We start from the raw sequence: 22,759 nt of genomic DNA, 5'->3' as shown, positions 1-22,759 counted from the left end.
CCATGATACCGGGGTGACACTGTACTTGGAGAACTTATGGTGAATAATTCAGGTTTTTTATTTAATAAAGCGCTTTTAAAATTAGCATTGACATTCACAATCTCTCGTGAAATAATCAAATCGATGATATTTGATCACCAATCCAAGATTGTATTTTTATGAATTTAGTGTACACGACACTATGTCACTTGGCTTTTACTGACGTTAACCAATTTAAGCAAACTGGGAGATGAACATTAATGCGCCTAACAAAAATAGCCACTGAATCAAATAAAATAGATTCAGTAGCCGATAAAGCAGCACAGGTCGCTCGTAAACGTCTGCGTAATATTGCCCTAATTTCAACACTAGGCGGTCTTTTATTCGGAATCAACACCGGTGTCATCAATGGTGCCATTGGCTACATGTCTAAACCAAGTGAGCTTAATTTAAGCCCTGCCACTGAAGGGCTTGTCACAAGTGGTATCACCTTAGGTGCGGCCTTTGGTGCCATTTTTGCAGGCCGGCTACTCGATCGACTAGGTCGCCGCGGTCTGTTGCGTTATTTAGCCGTTTTCTTTTTGATTTTTACCATTACCTGTGCAGTTGCACGTAGCGCAGTGACAATGATTATTTTCCGCGTCTTATTAGGACTTGCCGTAGGCGGTACTTCCGTTATCGTACCAACTTATCTGGCCGAAATATCAACACCAGATATTCGTGGACGTTTAGTAACTCAAAATGAATTAATGATTGTTGCTGGGCAATTGATTGCTTTTGTAATCAATGCCATTTTAGGTAATCTGTTTAGCCATACTGATAATATTTGGCGTTATATGATTGCCTTTGGTGTGATACCTGCTGTGATTCTATTTTTTGGTCTATTTTTCATTCCCGAATCTCCACGTTGGTTAGTAATGAAAAATCGCGTTCAAGAAGCCTTTGAAACGCTCACCAATATTAGAGCGCAGCCAACAGCTTGTCATGCAGAAATCAAAGAGATTCAAAATGCATTGAGCCAAGAAAAAGAGATTAAGCAGGCGACTTTTAAAGATTTAAAGATTCCTTGGATCCGCCGCTTAGTTTTAATCGGTATTGGCTTAGGTGTCATGCAACAAGTTATTGGCATCAACATCATGATGTACTATGGTACGACTATTTTGACAGCAGCAGGGTTTGCCCATAATGCAGCCTTAATCGCCAATATCTTCAATGGCATTGTTTCTGTTGTGGCAACTCTTGTGGGTATGTCTTTAATGAATCGTGTCAATCGTCGCAAAATGTTGACGGTTGGTATCATCGGTACAACTTTCTCATTACTTTTAATCGTGGTTATTTCAGCAACTTTGAACACCTCACCACTCTTACCATTTTTTGTAATTTTCAGCACTATGCTCTTTTTAGGCTTTTTTCAAGGCTGTATCTCACCCCTGGTTTGGCTACTATTATCCGAGATATTTCCACAAAATCTACGCGGACTGGGAATGGGCATTGCAACTTTTTTCCTGTGGCTCTCTAATTTCTTAGTCGGCTACGTGTTTCCAATCCTACTGGCACATATCGGAATGACGTTTACTTTTCTAGTATTTGTTATTTTCAATTTACTGTCATTTATTTTCACCTTGAAGTACGCGCCAGAAACACGTGGCAAATCTCTGGAACAGATTCAATTGGAATTTCAATATGGTGACAACTCTGGAGTTGATCCAGAATCTAAATAAATTTCTACTCTTGAAAGGCGGTTTTGTATTATGAAACAAGTTCACGCAGGTATTATTGGTTTAGGTCGTGCTGGTCAAATGCATCTTAAAAATTTATTGACCATCCCTGAGATTAAAATTGAACAGGTGGCGGAAGTATTTATCGATAATATTTCTGAACAATTAAACGATTTAGGCGTGACCAATCAGACCAAGGATTATCATGAATTATTAAGTAATCCTAACATTGATACCGTATTTATTTTCACGTCAACAAATACTCATGAAGAAATCGTAACGGCTGCCGCACAAGCCGGTAAGAACATTTTCTGTGAAAAGCCATTAAGTATGAATACTGAAGAAGAAGCTAGTTTAAATGTTTTACGTGCGGTTAAAAAAGCTGGCGTAAAATTACAAATTGGTTTTAATCGCCGGATGGATCCACAATTCCGTAATATTTTTGAAAATGTTCGTGCTGGAAAAATCGGCGCGCCTCAAGTTGTTAAAATCACGTCACGTGATCCTGATTTGCTCCCCCATGATTTAATCAAACGGATTGGCGGTCTCCTGTTCGACTTTACCATGCATGATTTTGATATGGCTCGTTATATGATGAATAGCAACATCACTGAAGTCTATGCAAAAGGTGGTACCCTGATTGATCCAACACTAAAGGAAATCAATGATATTGATACGCTTGTTTTAGTGCTTCAATTTGAAAACGGTGCTTATGGTTTGATTGATAATAGTCGTCGTGCAGTTTACGGTTACGATCAACGGGTTGAAGTCTTCGGTTCAGCCGGTATGCTAAAAGCCGAAAACGTTAGCGATAGTACAGTTGAACTTTATAATGACCAACGAACTGAGCTACGCAAACCATTGCCAATGTTCCAAGAACGCTATCGCCCTGCCTATATTGCTGAAATGAAAAAGTTTGCCCAGTCACTTTTAAATGGCGAACCTTTAGTTGCTCAAGGTGAAGATGTCATTATGGCACAACGGGCTGCAGTTGCGGCTCAAAAATCGATTGAAACTGGCTTACCACAAAAAGTTGATACCACTTTATCTTTATAATTTGAAGGAGGGTCATGATATGTTGACAGAACAGTCTGTGTTGGCACAAGAGCAAGAAACAGCTTTATCACATTTTGGTCTAGCTGATCTTAATCCATTTATTCAGAAATTAATTGAAATTAGTGGTGAAGATTATGAACAAGTTTGTGTTTTGATTAAGTTAAATAAGCGCCCCGTTTTTTTCCATGCAGGCGTAGCAACTACCAATGAAAATAATGTTTGGATTGCTAAAAAAGAGCATACTGTTGATCAATTTGATCATAGCTCGCTATATGAAAAACTGATTTATACTGAAAACCCAGCACAATTTTATCAAGACAGCGGTTTAAGTCCCAAAGACTATGCCATCGTTGGCGGTGGCTTACCCATCATCGTTGAAAATACCGGTATTGTTGGAAGTTTGATTATTTCTGGTTTAACCGATACGGGTGACCATGACTTAGGTTACCGTACGCTACTCGCATACAAATCATCTCTGAACTAGGTGGTGACTCGGTTGAAAGCATTTGGCATCAATCAATATGGCAATGCCCATATTTTACAAGAACTACAGCTACCGATTCCCAAAATCAATGCCAATGAAGTTTTGATCAAGACAAATGCATTTGCCATCAATGCATTTGATATCGCTGTTCGCAACGGGCAATTTCGTAAACGTGTCACCTTACTTTTTCCACTCGTTTTAGGTTCAGATGCAGTCGGCAGAATTGTTAAAATTGGCCGCAACGTTAAAAACTATAAAATTGGTGATGACGTTTTAGCACACCCTGGTCAAGGCACGTATGCGGAATACTTTAAAGTTTCAACTGATCACTTAGGATTGTTACCAAATTGTGATAACCCTTATGAGGCCGCAGGTCTACCTCTTTCAGGTATTACCGCTTATAACGTACTCGTTCATCAAGCACAAGTTCAAGCCGGTAAAACAATCGCTATTCTAGGCGCTGCCGGTGGTGTTGGTTCAATCCTTGTTCAAATGGCTAAGGCCTTAGGACTTTACGTCGTTGCAACCGATGTCGAAAATACGCGACAACATGTTTTAGCGCTTGGTGCTGATGAATTTGGTGGCTATGATACTGAGCACGTTCGTGAAAAGTTCAAACAAATGGCCGACATTGTTATTGACGCCACTAACGGCGGTGCTGGTGGTAAAGCTGGAATTGAAATTATCAAAGACAACGGTGTTTATGTTTCACTCACCACCTTACCCGAACAATACACCAGTCGCCCTAGTGTTACTTTTAAACAAATGCTCCCTAACCCTAAATATTTAGATAGTGATGCCTTTTTTGCCATTTCACTTATGATTCGCAGCCATCAACTTCAGGTCCCAATCGGTAAACTCAAACCCTTTACATTAGCCGGTATTGTTGCTGCACAAAAGTTAGTTGAATCAAATAGCGTTGATGGTAAAGTGATTATTAAACTTTAATATTGGCAATGCTTCTAGCGAATTGGTAGACTAGATATTAATAATTGCTTTACTTGGGGGACTATACGTGGAGGATATTATTTTAGATTGTGATCCAGGACATGATGATGCCATTGCCTTAATTTTGGCAATCTATTCGGCTAAGATCAACTTACTTGGCGTTACCACTTCTGCCGGAAATCAAAAACATAGCCAAACATTACGAAATGCAATGTCATTACTGACCTTGATGCATCAACAATCAATTCCCATTGCATCTGGAAATAGGACGCCGCTTTTTCGAGATTTGATTTCTGGCATTAGCGTCCATGGCGTAACCGGACTGGATGGTACTGACTTACCGACACCAAATTTCCCATCACAAAGCATACCTGCTACTGAACTAATGGCTAAAATAATCACTAAAAATCCTAATAAAGTGACAATTGTCGTCACTGGTCCTTGTACTAATTTGGCATTATTCTTGGCTGTTCATCCAGAGCTTAAGGGTTCGATCAAACGCCTTATTATTTTTGGCGGCGGTATGGGGGTCGGTAATTGTGACCCTACGACTGAATTCAATTTCAAGGCAGATCCAGAAGCCGCTAAAATTGTTATCAATGCTGGTATTCCTCTCGTCCTGGCGCCTTTAAACGTTGGTCTCGAAGCGCAACTATTTACTGAGGACAGACATGCAATTCACCGTATCAAAAATCCTGTTGCACAGGCCGTTGCAGGTCTAACAGATTTTTACGGCTTAAGTTTTGATAGCCATTGGAATCTCGAAGGTTTACCATTATATGATCCTTGTACTATTGCATGGTTAATTGATCCTAGTCAATTCAGTAGCAAAAACTGTCATGTAACGGTTGAGACAAAGGGTGAGCTAACAGCTGGGGAATCTATTATTGACTATTACCAAATAACACATCAAAAGCCTAATGCAGAAGTTCTCTTTCACGTTAATCGTGACTGGTTTGCTAAACTTATTATTGATGCGGTCAAGTCTTTCTCACAAAAATAAACTTTTAGTTAGGAGTTAATAATGAAAATCATTAACGTTGAATTGACGATTAAACCTGAATTAAAAATAGATTATGAACACTTTATCGATGAACTTGTGGCTGGTTCCCGGGCTGAAACTGGTAATGTTAGTTATAATCATTTTAAAAAAATCGGTAATGATACCGATTATGAAATCATTGAGCATTGGCAAGATGCCGATGCTGTTACAGCACATAACAACACGGCTCATTTCAAGAAATTCTTAGCTGGTGTCGGCAATTTTTTGACACAGGATCCAATTATTATCCGTATGGATTATAGTGAATAATCTTTTCTGTATAAAGTGATTCTAAGCAAGGACAGCTGAGATAAAACGTAATGGCAACATTACCAAACACATCCCAGCACATGATTATCATTTAATTCCGACACCATTTAGCGAATGGGTTAAAAACAAGAAACGCGAATGAATCAGGTTTTACGGAATAAATAGGCAAACTAAAAAGTCAGCTATCTCGATCATAAGATCATATTAGCTGGCTTTTTTGGCGCTACAATATTTGGTATCGATGGACAAAAGTAATGAGACTTTGCCTAATCTTTTTTGAATACTAAACTGTCAATTGACACTTATATCGACATGTCAAAATGAATGCCACTAATTGGTTTAAAATTATTTATATCGAAGAACTTATTAAAATAAAACGCTACCCATCCTATCATTAGGAAATGAGTAGCAGTTTAATTACATTATACTTTACCTCAAATGACTAATGCATCACTAACCCACCGTCTACATATAAGCATTGGCCTGTCATATTAGCCGATAAGTCTGATGCTAAAAAAACGGCACTTCCGGCAATGTCCTCTGGTATGGTCAAACGTCCTGTTGGCGTTTGCTCAATGATGCGTTCACGTACATCGTTTTTAGTAGTAACACTCGAATCAGTTGGATAAGTTAACCCTGGTGCAATCGCATTAACTTGTACCCCAAAAGCGCCTACTTCACTGGCCAAGGTGCGCGTATAACCTAATAATGCTGTTTTAGCAGTAATATAGTCATGATAAGGTACGATAGGTGATTCGATTAAGTTGCTTACTAAGTTGATAATGCGACCACCTGGCTGTTGCTGTAATAATGGCAATGCCGCTTGACACACGTTAAATGAACCTTTTACGCTACCGTCGATTTGATTTTGGTAGGCCGACCAGTCCGTTTGCCAATTGGTTGCACGTTTTTTTGGATCAAACTGATAGTGATTTAGTGCGTTATTCACCACAATATTCAATGTGCCTAAATTTTCTTGAATGGTTGTGATCATCCTACCCACTGCTTCAGCATCACGCACATCGGCTTGTAGTGCAACGGCCTGCCCATCTGCGGTTGCAATGGTATCCACCAGTTCATCTGCCCGTTGTTGATTATGAAGATAATTAATGATTACAACAGCACCTTCAGCCGCAAATTTTTTAGCAATTGCTGCGCCTATTCCACGACTGCTTCCCGTAACCAACGCTACTTGATTTTCTAATAACATTTTACTTCCCTCCTTTAAAGGCTTACTTTATTAGTCTAATCTTTACTATCACTCAACATCCGGATCAAAATGCTCTGCTAACGCTTCTGCACCCAGTTCAATATCAACCATTTTTAACAAATCTAGTAAATTAAAACGGCCGTCGTGATGCCAGCCTGACTGCGCACGTGTCATATCTCCAATTGCACAGATACGATCAATACCAGCATCCCCTAATTGTGACCCTAATTCCAACAAACGTTGTGGCGCAACTGCCAGACCACAACTTTGGAGAAATGGCTGATAAGGCCGTAATAACGCTGGTACCTGTGCTAAATCATCAATAGCCATGACATGAATTGTTCGATTTAAAGGTGAACTCATTAATGCTGGCTTCTGATGATAAACAACTGTCCAAGCTGTACTGTCTGGACTTGCAATGACCTGAATCGTTGCATCAGTTAACGCCTGAATTTGGCTTTCCTGTCTTAATCGCGTAACAGCCACTGCTTCTGAGGTCGTTAATTTTGCACGTGGCCATTTTAACTGATTATTCGTCAATGCTTTCGCTAATAATTGCGCAAATTGGTGCGGTGTAATTGTCCCACCCGCTTCCACAAAAACAGTTTGTGGCGATAAACAGCTTTGTTGATCATAAACTGCAATGTCTTCCGCCATTTTTTGTACCATCTGTGGATAATACTCTGGTGTCAAGGCTTCCGCACCTATCATTGCAAAACTGATTTTGTAGCCGTAGTGTAGAAAAATTTTGTCATCCGGTACTAGAGCATGAATACTTTTAACAGCCTGGTCTGAGCCATAAACAATTGTTGCATTGGTGCTATCAATTGCAGCCTGCTCTAAATCATGAGTGCCACCTTTCCAAGGTAAAATTGCAATGGTTGCCGCTAATTCTGGTGAAACTTCAGCCAGCGTTTGGCTGAAAAGCACTGGAAAAAGCGGTTCAGATAATGAGGTCTTACCCAGATTCGCCGATTTTGTAATAAGGCCCATGATCAAGCTCCAAATTTGCAGGCCTGGAATATTGCTAGAGAAAACATGAAAAATAGCTGTTGGTCCAATAGCCTTAGTCAATTGACCACTTTTTTGTGGGTGAAAGTCATCTAAAATGGCTGGATTATCCAACTCAGTATCAATAAAACGCCACAATTCTTTTTTTCGAAAATTACGGACAAAGCGTTTGATTTCAAGTGCAACAGTTGTATGGTCATAGCCTGTAATAGCTGGTAACAGTTTTTCAGCTAAAATACGCTGCGGATAATCTGAATGGCACCATTTTTCAATGGCCTGATCAATTATTGTTACAATCTCAGCCACTGTCATGTTGGCTAAACTGTGCTGCCGCGCTATACGACATGCATTACCAATCGACGTTACTAATTCTGCTGTAAGTTCAGGTGCCTGAAGTCGATACGTTTGACCATCAACTTGTAATGTTTTAACTGTTTTATTCTCTAGTTTAAATGCTGTCGGTACCCAATACAGTTTAACTTTTTGATTGTCTGCCAAAATGATCACCTACCAGACTGATTAGCAGCCAATAGTTGATCAACTGCAATTGAACAACCCTTGGCCTCTGAACCCTCAACTCGGCCCAACAATTCAAATCCTGTCGTATTCTGTCGGCCAAGATCTTCCGTTAGAATACCAACACAAGAATTCCAATTGGCCAAATCATAGTACGCAATCAACCCCGTTTGCCCTGTTGCAACTGGTTTTAAAGTGTCTGGATCTAAAATTCGTACCCGAACCCAATCTGGTGTTGCTTTATCAAAATTATGTGACGTTACTAAATTTTGGTCATAACATTGCGAACTGATTTCTGTCATCCCATACATATTTAGATAGTGATCACGTTGAATGCCAAGTAAATCTGTCATTGTGGTAAATAAATCAGTTTGCGCAACCGTTCGCGATTGTCCTTTAAAACCACCGGTATCAAACAACCGACTCCCCACTGGTAACTGAAATTTCAACTGATATTGCTTAAAATAATCAAAAATATGAACATAAGAAAAGCTAGCCCCTAACAGCATTACCGGCTGTTGCTGCGCTTCAGCTTGTTTAAGTGCTTGAATCAGTCCCATATAATTCAACCCTTGATCGTCAATTAAGATTTGACTGTCTTTCGTACCAAAGAAATCAATTGCTCGACTAACATAACGGGACAGTGATGAATTTGCATTGGTTTTTTCACCAGGAAAAAGCGCCAAAATTTGCATTTTATCACAGTCTGGCAACACGTATTTTTTAAAGGGGCCTTTCATCGAAGCATCCCAAACCTGAAACGAAGGATGATAATTACGACTACGGTGTGCTGGATCTGTTGTACCACTGGACATAAAAACGGGTTCATCCGGTACCACTGGCGTCGTGCTTAATGTTAGGTGCTTATAGCCACGAATCGGCATTAACGGAATCTGCTGCCAGTTTTTAACAAAAATAGGACTTTGACGCATCGTCTGTGCATATTTACGATAAGGTAAATTATGCTCAAATTGATAAGCAAACACTTGCAGTGCCAGTGCATTAAAGTCTGGTGTTGCACCTTGTTCTGATTGTTGAATAAACGTTAAAATCGATTGTTGAATCTCATCTGCTAACATTTTTAGACACCTCTTCTTAAATATTTCGGTAACACAATTAATAATAAATGCAAAACAATTGCGGCAACAGCGCCAATCAAAATACTATTGGACAACAATACTTTCAAAGCGCCGTGAAACCCACTGGCATAACTTGGTAGTGCAACCGCCAAAATAATGGCTAAACCAATCACGAGATTAGTAGCTTCTGAAGATTTTGCCTTTTTTAAAATTGAAAAACCTGTGGTGATCAGCGTTGCTGCGGCTGGTAAAAACATCCCACCAATCACTGGTGCAGGTGTTAAGGCAAAAAAAGCACCTAATTTCGGCATTAAACCTAGTAAAACTAATAAAATACCGGTTAAAAAAATCGGTTTCCGCGAGTGAACGCCAGTTAATTTCATAACACCTAAATTTTGAGCAAAGGCTGTAGTCGGAAAACCACCAATTAAAGAAGATAGCATCGAACCTGCAGCTTCGCCGGTGATCCCATTACGGATTCGTTTCGAAGTTAAAGGTTCTTTGGTAATTGATGCCGCTGCTTGATAAACGCCTAAGGCTTCAATTACGGCAACACAGTATGCAATCAAAAATGTTAGAAAGGTCGCCCAATGAAATTGCCAACCGCCGTACGGCATTAATCGAGGTAGACCAAACCAAGGTTTTGTTGCTAAACCAGCTAGTTTTATCTGCCCTAATAATCCGGCTAATACATCACCTACCACTAATGCAATCAAAAACGAAAAACGATGCCAATAACCTTTTCCAAATAAGGATAGGCCTAGAACAATTGCCGTTGTAACACTGGCTAACAACAACGTAATTGGTGAGGCAAAACCCTTTGTACCAGGCGAACCACCTAAAAATTCAGACAGTGTGAAGCTAGCTAATGATAAACCTACCAGAAAAATAATGGTGCCGGTGATTGCCGATGTTAGTTTATTCACTAACTTTGTTAATAACCCTGTTACCGACAAAACACCGACAATCAAAGCACTTACGAATACAGAACTACCTGCCATTGGCAACATTCCGGTTTGTCCAGCATTGATCATTAAGGCATCAAAAGCCGCCGAAGGCCCTTGGACAATTGGTAACCTCACTAACTTCGTCGCTTGAATAAAGGTTACCAGCCCCGACGTAATAAAAATCGCATTGACCAAGTTCGTGGATAGTCCTAACGACAGTCCTGCCGCTGACGCCACAAAAATTGGATCTAACCAAACATTTGACACAAAAATATGTTGAACACTGACCAAAATTAACTGACCCCAACTTAACGGCGGTTCAGTGACCACTTTGTCTGACACGATTAACATCCCCCTTTTATTTTGCAAGTCCTCCTCTATGTGATTTTCCCTATCGCTACTGACAAATAAAAAAAGCCGAATTCGAATGAATTCAGCCTAAATCAGAATTAAGTCGTTAAATTACCGGTGCTTTCTGAATTATCAGCTGCATTCCTCCGCTGGTGTTAACCAGATCAGGTTCCAGGGTTCAATCTCAGCCACACAGGCGCCCCTTGCAGATAACCTTAACGTATCACAATTCAAAGGAATTGAAAAGGATTACATTCGTTTGAAAATTGAATTAATGTCAAAATGGTATACATTTATCAGCTTCTATCCCTATTAATGTTTAGAATTTCAGTAAGTATCCACCAGCTTAGCTGGTGGCCTTTTATTCGCCCTAAAAGGGCTTGCTACACACAAGGACCTCTAAAAAGGGGCTCAGCAAAAATTACCAACCGCCTACCATCGTATTAATCCAGTTGTTATGATTATCGAATGAGTCTCGATACGTTCGCTTCGTTATTTTATCGTTGAGTCGATTTTCGGCTTCTTACTCTCGAATATATTTTGCAATTGTCTTTTGATTCATTCCTACTGTATTAACATAATATCCTCTTGCAAAAAACTCCTATTACCATATTTATATTTTAAATTGGCATGTTGCTCATATGATACCTTTTAAACCGCCTACAAAGCTAGCTGCACTCATTTTAAGCGATTTTTACAAGCATATGGATGTAATCTGGCATCGCAGTCTCAACTATTTCAACATCTTTCAATCCACATAAACGCCGCAAGATTCTTCCGATGTCTGCTCTCAATTTTCCATAAATAACTTTTCTACGATATTTGGGTGTAAAAACCAAATGTTACTTACAACGACATCTCATGTGTGCGAAGCTACTATTATCTTTAGTTTGTGAAGACATTAAAAACATCCTTTCGATTCTATTTTGGTTGGTAAATAGTATATCGAAAGGATGTTTTCAGCTAAAGTCGTTTCTCACTCTCATAAGTAAAACTTGTGGTTTATTTTTCGCAAGAATAAAAGAGTTAATGAATTAGTACAAAGTTACTAGTTCATGGACCCTTTTGTTTTAGTGATTGACAACTTGGTTTTTATGACTGGATGGTCGGCCTAATAAACTGGCTGGCGCCAGTAATTGTTCGATCTGTGCCGGCCGAAACAAATGCTTTTGTAACAATAATTCACGAATTGTTTGCCCTGTATCCGTGGCCTCATGCACCAATGCTGTTGTCTGCTGATAACCAATCAATGGTGACAATACAGTGGCAATTACCGGTGATGCTTCAACGGCTTGGGCGCCTGTTTCACGGTCAACGGTTAGATCCGTTAAGCAATTCTGGATAAAGCGCTGAATGGCACCCGTCAGTAACGTCATACTGCTGAGCAGGTCCCGGATCATCACGGGTTCAAAGGCGTTTAACTCCAACTGTCCCGCTTCGGCAGCTAAGGTAATCGTTGTATCATGGCCGATCACTTCGAACGCAACTTGGTTAATAAATTCCGGTAAAACCGGATTGACCTTACCAGGCATAATCGACGATCCAGCTTGGCGAGCCGGTAATTTCAGTTCACTCAAACCTGCACGCGGTCCACTGGATAATAATCGCAGATCATTCGCCATTTTGTTCAAATCAACTGCCAAGACTTTCAAGGCGCCTGAAAATTCCGCAAAGCTATCACAATTTTGGGTAGCATCAATCAAATTTGTGGCCTGTGTTAAATTTAAATGCGCCACGCGATTAATTGCGGTGACAATATGCTGTTGGTAATATTGGGAGGCATTTACACCAGTTCCAATTGCCGTACCCCCCATATTAACAGTGGTTAGATTTTGGCTAGCTCGATTAATACGTACCAGATCACGTTTAAATAAGCTAGCGTAAACCCGAAAGCTTTGGCCAAAGGTTGTAGGCATTGCATCTTGTAACTGCGTTCGGCCTAACTTCAAGGCATCGTCGTATTCAAATGCTTTTCGCAGCCAACTGTCACTGAGATGTTTCAACTGTTGTTTCAGCGCTGGTAATAGTTGTAAGGCGGCCATTTTGCAAGCCGTGGGGAAAGTATCGTTAGTCGACTGTGCTTGATTGACGTCGTCGTTAGGGTGCATTCGTTCGTGTAAGGCTAAATATTGATTGGCCACGTTGGCAATAACTTCATTGACGTTCATGTTGGTAGAAGTGCCAGCGCCGCCTTGGATAGCTGGTACCACAAATTGATCATCATAGTGATGCAACAAAATAGCATCACAAGCCTGTTCAATTGCCAAAGCCCGTTCAGCAGGCAAGGTTTGTGCCTCGCAATTCGTTTGTGCCGCTGCCCGTTTGATCAATACCAAATTTCTGATTACTAAAGGACTGATTGCTTCTGAATCAATTTTGAAGTTCCCTAACGCTCTTTTCGTATGAATCCCGTATAACACCTCATCTGGCAATGCCAATTTACCAATACAATCCTCTTCGATCCTCATGAGTTAGGCTACCACCTTTCATTTAAGCCAGGTTATTCGTTTGTTGCCGTCGTCGTCATTAATTGTTGATACATTTCTGGGCGTCGATCACGAAAAATACCCCAGGTCTGTCGATCTCGTTTCGCTTGCTCCAAATCCAATGTGGCGCAGAGATAGGTCTCACTTTGGCGATCTGCTTGCTGTAGAAGTGCTCCGAATTGATCCGCAATAAAGGACGATCCGTAAAATGTCATCTCATTGTCATCCTTTTCCGTCCCCACGCGATTACTGACCACGATAGGGACAATATTAGCTGCAGCATGGCCTTGGATTGTTCGTTGCCAGTGTGGTTCGGTATCACGGGTCAATACTGGTTCACTGCCGATCGCAGTTGGGTAAAAGATGATTTCTGCACCTAATAGCGTTAAAATGCGCGCGGTTTCTGGAAACCACTGATCCCAGCAGATTCCAACACCAATCTTGCCAAAACGGGTTTGCCAAACTTTAAAACCCGTGTCCCCTGGTACAAAGTAAAATTTTTCTTCGTAATTTGCACCTGTAGGGATATGAGTCTTTCGATAAGTTTCCAGTACCCGACCATCCGCGTCGATCACCACCAATGAATTGAAAAAACTATTCCCTGCCCGTTCAAAGAAACTCACCGGTAAAACCACGCCTAATTTTTTCGCTAAAAACGCTAATTTAGCGATTGCCGGACTTTTACTGGCTGGCGTTGCCAGATCAAAGAACCGATACCGTTCTTGGTGGCAAAAATAAGGCGTTTCAAAGAGTTCTTGTAACAAAATAATGTTGGCGCCTGCTGCAGCGGCTTGCGTTACCATGTCTTGAGCTTTTTGCAGGTTCTCTTTAAGGTCCCAAGTACAACGCATTTGTGTAGCTGCAACAACCACTTGTCCCGTCTGTTTCATTATGCGTTCACCACCTTTTTAAAACTTGTCTAGCCAATATGCGCTGGCACTTGTTGCGTAATACAATGAATGTTCCCACCACCTAGCAAGATCTCCCGAGTTGGTAACTGAATGATCTGCCGCTGGGGAAAGAGTTGTTTAAATTGCGCTAACGCCAGCTGATCTTCTGGCATCTGAAAACTCGGTAATATCAAACCGCCGTTGCAAAAGTAGAAATTAATGTACGATGCTCCTAAATAATCACCGGCTAGACGCGGCTTGGCGCTTGTATTCGCCTCAATGCCGGCAGCTTCAGGTGCTGTCAGGCGCAAGTTGGTTGGCACTAAGACTTTATGGATTTTTAAATGCCGCCCGCGGGCATCCGTCACTTGGTGCAAATAAGTCCAGTCAGCTTGTGAAAGTTGGTACTGTGGCGTTTGTTCGTCTGTTGGCCAAGCCAAAACTACCTCACCAGGCCGCACAAAATTACAAATGTTATCCACATGACCATTGGTTTCATCCTGATAAATCCCGGCTGGTAACCACAAAACTTTTGTCACGTTCAGATAGTCTTTTAATCGTGCTTCGATTTCCGTCTTAGATAGCGTTGGATTACGACCAGCACTTAATAAACAGCTAGCGGTGACCATGGCCGTTCCGTCACCGTCGACATGAAAAGAACCGCCTTCCAAAATAAAATCCTTCAATTGATAACACGGTGCCTGCTCGAGTTGAGCCACTGCTGACGCCACTTGATCATCTAGATTCCAAGGTGTGTACAGACCATCCACCGTGCCACCCCACGCATTAAAACCCCAGTTCACACTGCGTAACTGTCCGTTTTGATTCACCAAGAAAGCCGGTCCTGTATCACGGCACCAAGCATCATTTGTTGCCAATTCAACGACCTGTACCGCGGCGGGTAACTGTTGGCGCGCCTGTGCTAATACCTCGGGGGCCACCAACATGGTAACCGGCTCAAAACGGGCGATGGCCGCCGCAACAGCTGCGAAAGTTTGTTGGGCAGGTCCTGCCGCTTCACGCCAGGTATCTCGACGCGTTGGCCAGATCATATAGGTTCGAGCGTGCTGCTCAAATTCGGCTGGGAAAAACCAGCCATCTTGTTTAGGTGTTTGCATTGACAACCCTACTTTCAAATTATTGTAAGGCGAAGTGTTTCTTAGTATCTGCTAAAGCCAGTGTCATACGATCAATCACCTGATTCAATTGGTTGTATTCGATAACTGCAGGTGGCTCAAACCGAATCGTTTTCGAATTAACTAAGGTTCCTGCGGTCAAGACCCCACGCTCAAACAACCCTTTAGACACATCGTACCCGATTTCAGAGGAATGGAATTCGACCCCAATCATTAATCCGACCCCACGAACTTCTTGGATTACTTCTGGGAATTCACTGGCGAGGTGTTGCAACTTTTCAATTAAATAACTACCTTTCGCCTTTGCCTGTCCCGGAATGTCATTTTTTAACATATACGAGATCGTTGCGATGGCCGCCGCACAACAAACTGGATTCCCGCCAAATGTTGGTGAGCCTAGCAACCACGGATTATCGATCAACTGTTGAACCCACATATTAGGCCGGCAGATCAACCCGGTAATCGGCATAATGCCCCCACCAAACGCCTTCCCATAAGTCATAATATCGGGCACAACGCCTTCTGCTTCACAACGCCACATTGTCCCAGTACGGCCCATCCCGGACTGAATTTCATCAAAGATCAATGCCACGCCGTATTCGTCACAGATCTCCCGAACTTCCTTTAAATAACCCTCTGGTGGAACAATGATTCCTGCTTCACCTTGAACAGGTTCGATGATCACTGCCGCAACACTTTCACCAACTGTCTGTAGATTACGAACTGCCTTGCGAATGTCCTCAGCATTACCATATTCAACGTGTTGAACTTGCTGTACCATTGGCGTGTAGGGTACTCGGTAAGTCCCTTTACCACCAATAGAGATTGCCCCCATGGACTTGCCGTGAAAGGCGCCGACTGTTGAGATATACCAGCGGCCACCTGTTGCAATTCGAGCTAGCTTTAATGCCATTTCCACCGCCTCAGCGCCACCATTGGTGAAAAAACATTTTTCCAGATCACCTGGGGTAATGTCCGCAACAGCCTTGGCTAAGTAGCCTCGTAATGGATCCAATAACTCCTGAGAATGTAACGCCTGATGTTCCAATTGTGCCTTAACAGCATCCAGAATATACTGATTACGGTGCCCGCTGGTGTAAATCCCAAAACCGCCTAAACAGTCAATAAATTCCTCACCTTTTAGCCCGTGAATCACCGCATCTTGGTCCGTCCATTCCAGTACAGCTGCATCAGTTGAAACAGATTTACGGTACTTCAACCAACCTGGTGAAACGTACTTGTCAAAGTAATTCAACGTATCCGCCGTCATTTGATCTTTTTGGGTAGCTGTCATTTCGGTACCTTTAATAAACCCTAGAATCTGATCCAGATCATTGATCACCGTTTGGTTTGTCACTGTTTTATCTGCTATCATATCAATTACCTACTTTCTTTAAACTGTTTGCAGAACTTTTCGAAAAACCCATCGACCGGCTAACATTGTCGCTGTCACCGAAACTTGGGCGAGTTCTGTAGGCGCTAGCTCGGCGATATTTTGCGCCAAGATACAAATATCGGCCTGTTTACCTGGCGTTAAAGTGCCCACGCATTTTTCAGAGTTTGTTGCAATAGCGCCTCCTAACGTTTGGGCCGTTAGAGACTGAGCTAATGTTAGGCATTGCTCAGCATGCCACCCGCCTGCTGGTGCGCCGGCTAATGTCTGCCGAGTCATAGCAAAGTAACAATTCTGCAGCGGCGACACATCGACCACCACCGGGCTATCCGTACCAAATGCCAAAACCACTTCCTTTTGTAAAAATGTTTTAAACGGCCACATCCCTGCAGCACGTTGCCCGATATAATCAGTTGCTGTTTGATAATCAAGCAAGGGATGACTGGGCTGAACGGAAGCCACCACTCGACCTTGGCCCATTAACGTTAGGTCACCGGTGTCGATGGTTTCTAAATGTTCTAAACAATGATGTCCTTGTGCCAGTGGGCCACTGCGGTGCTCTGCTTCAGCAAAGAATAGCAATGCTTCATGAATTGCCTGGTCGCCGATTGCGTGGATCCTTAATGCGATATTTTGCGCCTGAGCCGTCAAGATCAACCCGCGCATTTTATCAGGGCGCACCTGCGGCATGCCACAACTGGCCCGGCCAACATAGGGCTGCTTCATCCAAGCTGTGTAACTGCTAGTCACGCCATCAAAAAACAGTTTTCCTCCGGCGATTCGTACCAGCGGATCATGAGCCTGATTCTTGATATATTGGAAACTATTCAGATTACGGTCAAAATAAGGATATAGATTAGCCCGTACCGGCAGTTTTGACTGAGCCGCCAAACGCTCATAGACTTCTGGATAAATTTGATCATCGATTCCCACTGCGGTTTGTGCAGGCAACAGGGCCAAATCACTGACAGATGTGATTCCCATTTGCGCTAAATGTGCCAAATATGGTTGGACCAATTCTGCCTGTTGCGCTACCGTCATTTGAAACAAGAAGTGTAAAAAAGCCATGGCAGTTTGCTCCCCGACAACACCAGTTGGTTCCCCTGTTGTATCTCTCAACACATCCCGTTTAAACCGGGATGAATCCGCCATTGGCAATAATTTGGCTAAAGCTACCGAGTTTAACCACAAGGTATGCAGATCATCGGCAATCACCACAACCGGCGTATGGGGAAAGGCCTGATCCAGACTGGTCTTTGTTGGCAATTGTTGCTGCGACCAACTAGGTGCGTACCAACCTTTGGCAATCAGCCAATCCGCTGATTCGGTATTTTGTGCTAACCCTTGCAATGCCGCCACACAGGCTTGCTCGGAATCTCCTGAAATTAATTTGATGCGCCCTGCGTGCAGTAAAGCCGATAAGAAAACGTGAGCGTGGCTTTCAATAAATCCCGGTAGGATCGTTTGTTGGCCTAGGTCTAGCACTTGATATTGTGGGCCGTGCAATTGTTCAACTAAATCAGTGGGCAATACATCAATAATTTTGTCATCCTCAATTAAAATCCCGCCCGCCATAAATTGATCCGTAGTACCGGTAAAAATCGACGTGCTTTTTAAAACTTTAATTTGTCGCATAAGCCTAGCCCTCCTGTTTCATTTTACGAACCTGATGAATAGCGTTTAATGCAATACCGATCACGATCACCAACATCAACAGGGTTGAAATTGCGTTAATTTCTGGCGTGACCCCGGTTTTAACCAGTGCGTAAACCAAAAGTGGAAAAGTCGTACTGGCTGGACCTGTGGTGAAAAAACTAATAATCACGTCATCTAGTGATAAGGCGAATGAAAAACCGGCCCCACTGATGATGCCTGGCAAAAGTAATGGTAAGACAACTTGACTAAAAGCCTGCCAGGGATTGGCGCCAAGGTCTAAAGCCGCTTCTTCTAAAGTTTGATCAATCCCCACCAATCGCGAGCGTACGGTCAAAACCACAAATGGAATACAGAACGTGACGTGGGCCAGAATCAATGAGAACAAACTCAACGGAATACCCACCAACGAATAGATCAACAGAAGCGAAATCCCTAAAACCACCTCGGGGATCACAATGGGAATGTACAACACTTTATCTAGCGTCTTTTTCCCAGGAAATTGATACTTACTCATCGCAACGGCTCCAGTGGTACCAATGACCGTGGCTAAAGCGGTGCTGATCACCCCAACAAGAATCGAGTTCTTTAATGCCGCCATGATCTGATAGTTATGGAATACCAATCCGTACCACTTGGTGGTAAAGCCTTCGAATAAAATATTCATTTTAGAAGTATTGAATGAAAAAATAATGATCACTACTACCGGCAAATATAAGAAAAGTAACGTAAGCCCGATAAAAACGTTCTTCCAAGGTCGTGCCGTCAAACGTTTATTCATTTAATACCCCCCTAACTCATCCATATCACCACCACGGCGCTGATAAATCACCAGTAGCAAGATCGTCAATAGGATCAACATCACTGAAATTGCACACCCAAGTGGCCAATTTCGGGAGACCTGAAACTGATTTTCAATCAAATTCCCCATCATATTTTGAGTCCCGCCACCCATCACATCACTAACGAAGAAATAACCTAATGACGGAATGAAAACCATAATGCAACCGGCAACAATTCCCGGTTCAGTTAAGGGTAAAATCAATTCTTTGAAGATCTGAAACTTAGAGGCACCTAAGTCTTCAGCGGCTTCAATCAAATTATGATCAATTCGATCCAACGCGTTAAAAATTGGGAGGATCATAAACATCAGTAACAGGTAAACCATGCCTAAAACAATGCCGCCATTGTTGTAAACCAAAGTCAAGGGATGATGGATCAGCCCTAAGCGTTCCAACAACGTATTGACCACACCGGTTTTGCGTAATAAAGTTAGCCATCCGAATAAGCGAACCAACGAATTGGATACTGAAGGGACAACGACTAATGCCATTAAAATCGTTTTGGCAACTGGCCCCTTTTGTGCGATAAAAAACGCGAAGGGATAACTGATCAATAAACAGATCACCGTGGTTAAAATCCCAATCCAAAACGAATGCAGATAGATTTGTAGGTTGCTAGCCGCAAAAACCTGAGCAAAATTTTGTAATGTGAAATGGTAGACGATACCACCATAATAATTTCGTGACATGAAACTCATAAAAAAGACGTAAAGCATGGGGACAACCACTAGCAGTAACATCCATAATGAAATCGGAAAAATCTGTAACCACTTGATCATGCGGGTGCCTAAATGGACTGTATGCTTGTGTAGTTGTACGGCAGGTTGCGGATCAGCTACTGATTCATGTTCAGACATGGCTCACACCTCCTAAATTCCTTAATGATTACCTTGCTTACGCAAGCTCTGATTTCCGGAGGTTGTCCATTCCTTCGGGCGAAGTACACCTTGAAGGAAGCATCGCTCCTCCTAAATGCTCTAATATCTATTTTGCTTGCACAAGCTCTAATTTCGTTGCTAGTTCAGCAAACCAATCACTTCTGGTTCACGCTAGAGAAATCAGGTTGCGCCACCACGTTGTAAATTTTATCGGCCGGACTTTTGATTACGATGGCATCCGCTAAATCCCAGTAAACAAAGGCTTGGCTCCCTAATGGCGGCAAACTAGCTTGGGCAGTGCTACTCATTTTCAATTCGCCACCATTTGGTAATATCAGCACGGCTTTATTAACGTTGCCAGCGTAATAATATTCAGAGATTCGAGCCGTGATATGAAAACCTGGCTGTGGCGTCAATGAGACTTTAACCTTTTCAGGACGAATCACCACGTTGACGATTTGATCTTGTCGTAATGTTTTATCTGGTGTGATTGAAAGTACGCCTGTTTCAACAGTTACCTGCCCTTCAGGTGCATTCGGCCGCGTCACTCTGCCGTCAAATACATTGGATTCGCCAATGAAGGTTGCCACAAAACTTGACTTAGGGTGCTCATACAATGTCTTCGGATCATCAATCTGCTCCAAATGACCTTTATTCATGACAGCAATCCGGTCACTCATCATCAGCGCCTCCTCCTGATCGTGGGTAACGTAAACAAAAGTGATTCCGGACTTACGTTGCAAACGTTTAAGTTCGTATTGCATTTGCTTACGTAATTTAAGGTCTAATGCTGACAGTGGCTCATCAAGTAGCAGTACTTTGGGATGATTGACTAAAGCTCGAGCAATTGCTACCCGTTGTTTTTGTCCACCAGACAACTGGTCCAGTTTACGATTTTCATAACCCGTTAGTTGTACCAAGTCTAAGGCACCGGTGACCCGCTCTTCACGTTGATCGACTGCAACTTTAGCCATTTTTAAACCAAAACCAACGTTTTGCGCAACCGTCATATTGGGAAACAGTGCATAATTTTGGAAAACCGTGTTGATTTTCCGTTTATTAGGTGGCAGGTCTTTCACAGACGCACCTGCAAGATAAATATCACCAGAAGTCGGCGCGTCAAAACCGGCAATCATCCTTAAAGTCGTTGTTTTACCACAACCAGAAGGCCCCAATAGTGTTAAAAATTCGCCTGCATGAACCGTCATATTCAGATCATGAATAATTGATACGTCGCCAAAGCTTTTCTTAAGTGCCGTTAACTGAATCATTTCTTCCATAGATGCGGACCTCCTAAATGCTTTAGTGTATCTTTGCTTTCGCAAAGGCTTAATCGTATTACAATGCCTTTTCACCACGTTCGCCGGTGCGAATCCGCATGGCATCTTCCAGTGCGCTGACCACGACTTTACCATCCCCAACATCACCTGTCGTTAGGCTTTCGTGAATGTCAACTAGCAGATCGTTAATGGAGATATCTTTGACGTAAGTAATAATGTAGATCTTCGGCAATAGATTAATATGGAAGTTGCCACCTTGTAGCTGAGTTACATCCTTCTCTCCGTGTTGATTACCTGCACCCATGGCTGATAAAAGCGTCATGCCTGATACACCGTGGGCCGATAGGATCTGTTTTAGGGTTTCTAAGTTTTCTGGTCGAATAATAATTTCAAGTTTTTTCATGGTTAACACTCCATTCTTGTCCTAATTGCTATTTTTAAACTTATTCCAGACCGCGTCGATCTTAGTTGTGCGTTTGCCTAGATCCACAACTGTTTGTGAGCGTTTGATAACGCTAGTTGGGACAGAAACTGCCGGATTATCTTTTAACTGCTTTGGTAATAAAGCCTGTGCCTTGCGGTTGGGATTGCAATAAGGAAAGGCTTTTGAAACTTTAACACTGACTTTTGGTCGCAAAATGAAATTCATAAATTTTTCGACATTAGCACTGTTAGGTGCTTTTTTAAGCTTCATAAACACGTCGTAACAGAAATAAGTACTTTGCTTAGGAAAAACAACTTTAATATCAGAATCATTTTCCATTGCTAAGGCAATTTCACCACCGTAGATTAGGCCAGCTGAAACTTGCCCGTTGATCAAAGAAGTTTTGGGGCTATCCCCATCAATGACTTGAACGTTCTTTTTTAACTTCGTCAGATACTGGCTGGCGTCGCTTAATGCTTGTTGACTAGTGTCATTGATTTTATGTCCCGTTGCCATCAGCGCACTGCCAACTACTGCTCGTGAATCTTCAACTGTTACCAAGTTATCTTTAAATTCTGGCTTTAAGAGGTCTTGGTAACTGGTTGGCACCTGTTTGACTTTTTTCACGTTATACGCGATTCCCATAACGGTGCCTAGATAAGGGACTGAGTAGCGGTTATGCACATCATACGGTTTGCTTAATGCCGCTGAACTTAAGTTGCTGTAATTCGGCAGGTCGCTTTTATTCAAAGGCGCTAGCTTACCTAATTTACGTAGTGTTTGCACATACATCCCTGGGGCTAGTACCATATCGTAAGTCCCATTCGCCGATGACATGACCTTGGACAACATCTGATTTGGATCGGAATACGAGGTGTAATTCACGCGAATTCCCGTTTCTTTAGTAAACTGATTCAGTACGCTTTGCGGCACATACTCACTCCAACCAATTACGTTTAAGACTTTCGTCTGTTTTTTTGTTGTTGCCCGCCCGCAACTGTTTAAACTAAAAATCAAACCAATAACCAGTAATAACTTGACTAGCTTTTTTAACCGGTGCATTGCCCCACCTCCTGGTAAAAGAGATTTTCATGTTATATTTAATAACATTTATTAACTTGAATTCATTATATAAGCCTGACTCATAAAACTAAATTGTCTTAAAA

20 protein-coding genes, 1 pseudogene and 1 riboswitch are annotated in these 22,759 nt (G+C 42.2%); of the genes and pseudogenes, 6 read left to right on the top strand and 15 right to left on the bottom strand.

Features of this window, described 5'->3' with window-relative positions; genetic code table 11:
• Window positions 1–239 precede the first annotated feature (239 nt).
• From FC07_RS00425 to FC07_RS00400, 6 genes are all read left to right on the top strand, one after another.
• A complete protein-coding gene (locus tag FC07_RS00425) occupies window positions 240–1,700 on the top strand; it encodes a sugar porter family MFS transporter (RefSeq protein WP_057903156.1) in 1,461 nt (486 codons plus the stop codon).
• Window positions 1,701–1,730: 30 nt separating this feature from the next.
• Window positions 1,731–2,753, top strand: coding sequence for an inositol 2-dehydrogenase (gene iolG, locus FC07_RS00420; protein WP_057903155.1), 1,023 nt, complete (start codon window positions 1,731–1,733; stop codon window positions 2,751–2,753).
• 19 nt (window positions 2,754–2,772) lie between these two features.
• A complete protein-coding gene (locus FC07_RS00415) occupies window positions 2,773–3,237 on the top strand; it encodes a heme-binding protein (protein WP_057903154.1) in 465 nt (154 codons plus the stop codon).
• Between the two features lie 12 nt (window positions 3,238–3,249).
• Entirely contained in the window at window positions 3,250–4,185 is a 936-nt protein-coding gene (locus FC07_RS00410; RefSeq protein ID WP_057903153.1) for an NADP-dependent oxidoreductase, read from the top strand.
• A gap of 67 nt (window positions 4,186–4,252) precedes the next feature.
• A complete protein-coding gene (locus tag FC07_RS00405; RefSeq protein ID WP_057903152.1) occupies window positions 4,253–5,188 on the top strand; it encodes a nucleoside hydrolase in 936 nt (311 codons plus the stop codon).
• Window positions 5,189–5,209: 21 nt separating this feature from the next.
• Window positions 5,210–5,497, top strand: coding sequence for a putative quinol monooxygenase (locus tag FC07_RS00400; protein WP_057903151.1), 288 nt, complete (start codon window positions 5,210–5,212; stop codon window positions 5,495–5,497).
• A 442-nt stretch (window positions 5,498–5,939) separates the two neighbouring features.
• Here FC07_RS00400 and FC07_RS00395 read toward each other — a convergent pair whose 3' ends face one another.
• From FC07_RS00395 to FC07_RS00330, 15 genes and pseudogenes are all read right to left on the bottom strand, one after another.
• Complete coding sequence (locus FC07_RS00395) at window positions 5,940–6,707, bottom strand: SDR family oxidoreductase (RefSeq protein WP_057903150.1); 768 nt, start codon at window positions 6,705–6,707, stop codon at window positions 5,940–5,942.
• Window positions 6,708–6,755: 48 nt separating this feature from the next.
• Complete coding sequence (locus FC07_RS00390) at window positions 6,756–8,216, bottom strand: acyl-CoA reductase (RefSeq protein WP_057903149.1); 1,461 nt, start codon at window positions 8,214–8,216, stop codon at window positions 6,756–6,758.
• A gap of 5 nt (window positions 8,217–8,221) precedes the next feature.
• On the bottom strand, window positions 8,222–9,313 hold the full coding sequence (locus tag FC07_RS00385; protein WP_057903148.1) for a LuxE/PaaK family acyltransferase: 1,092 nt from the start codon (window positions 9,311–9,313) through the stop codon (window positions 8,222–8,224).
• A gap of 2 nt (window positions 9,314–9,315) precedes the next feature.
• On the bottom strand, window positions 9,316–10,602 hold the full coding sequence (locus FC07_RS00380) for a solute carrier family 23 protein (RefSeq protein WP_235807417.1): 1,287 nt from the start codon (window positions 10,600–10,602) through the stop codon (window positions 9,316–9,318).
• 133 nt (window positions 10,603–10,735) lie between these two features.
• Window positions 10,736–10,825, bottom strand: a riboswitch (TPP riboswitch).
• 312 nt (window positions 10,826–11,137) lie between these two features.
• Window positions 11,138–11,450 (bottom strand): annotated as a pseudogene (gene tnpA / locus FC07_RS15480) (IS200/IS605 family transposase); the annotation flags it as partial.
• 231 nt (window positions 11,451–11,681) lie between these two features.
• The gene (locus FC07_RS00375; RefSeq protein ID WP_057903147.1) at window positions 11,682–13,079 is read right to left on the bottom strand and encodes an aspartate ammonia-lyase; all 1,398 of its coding nucleotides are present in this window, start codon (window positions 13,077–13,079) and stop codon (window positions 11,682–11,684) included.
• 32 nt (window positions 13,080–13,111) lie between these two features.
• A complete protein-coding gene (aguB, locus tag FC07_RS00370) occupies window positions 13,112–13,987 on the bottom strand; it encodes an N-carbamoylputrescine amidase (RefSeq protein WP_057903146.1) in 876 nt (291 codons plus the stop codon).
• Window positions 13,988–14,016: 29 nt separating this feature from the next.
• Window positions 14,017–15,105 carry an agmatine deiminase gene (gene aguA / locus FC07_RS00365; RefSeq protein ID WP_057903145.1) on the bottom strand — a complete coding sequence of 363 codons (1,089 nt, stop codon included), beginning with the start codon at window positions 15,103–15,105 and terminating at the stop codon, window positions 14,017–14,019.
• Between the two features lie 19 nt (window positions 15,106–15,124).
• On the bottom strand, window positions 15,125–16,498 hold the full coding sequence (locus tag FC07_RS00360; protein WP_057903144.1) for a putrescine aminotransferase: 1,374 nt from the start codon (window positions 16,496–16,498) through the stop codon (window positions 15,125–15,127).
• 18 nt (window positions 16,499–16,516) lie between these two features.
• Entirely contained in the window at window positions 16,517–18,151 is a 1,635-nt protein-coding gene (locus tag FC07_RS00355) for an amidohydrolase (protein WP_057903143.1), read from the bottom strand.
• Between the two features lie 4 nt (window positions 18,152–18,155).
• Window positions 18,156–18,950 (bottom strand): ABC transporter permease, encoded by a 795-nt coding sequence (locus FC07_RS00350; RefSeq protein ID WP_057903142.1) that lies wholly within the window; start codon window positions 18,948–18,950, stop codon window positions 18,156–18,158.
• A complete protein-coding gene (locus FC07_RS00345; RefSeq protein ID WP_235807416.1) occupies window positions 18,951–19,868 on the bottom strand; it encodes an ABC transporter permease in 918 nt (305 codons plus the stop codon). It abuts the gene before it with no gap.
• Window positions 19,869–20,044: 176 nt separating this feature from the next.
• A complete protein-coding gene (locus FC07_RS00340; protein WP_057903141.1) occupies window positions 20,045–21,169 on the bottom strand; it encodes an ABC transporter ATP-binding protein in 1,125 nt (374 codons plus the stop codon).
• Window positions 21,170–21,227: 58 nt separating this feature from the next.
• Window positions 21,228–21,572, bottom strand: coding sequence for a P-II family nitrogen regulator (locus FC07_RS00335; RefSeq protein WP_057903140.1), 345 nt, complete (start codon window positions 21,570–21,572; stop codon window positions 21,228–21,230).
• A gap of 21 nt (window positions 21,573–21,593) precedes the next feature.
• Window positions 21,594–22,655, bottom strand: a complete 1,062-nt coding sequence (locus FC07_RS00330) for a polyamine ABC transporter substrate-binding protein (RefSeq protein ID WP_155797758.1) — start codon at window positions 22,653–22,655, stop codon at window positions 21,594–21,596.
• Window positions 22,656–22,759: the final 104 nt, after the last annotated feature.

This window comes from Loigolactobacillus bifermentans DSM 20003 (assembly GCF_001434575.1).
Classification (GTDB): Bacteria; Bacillota; Bacilli; order Lactobacillales; family Lactobacillaceae; genus Loigolactobacillus; species Loigolactobacillus bifermentans.
This window is presented reverse-complemented; position numbering and strand designations above follow the sequence as displayed.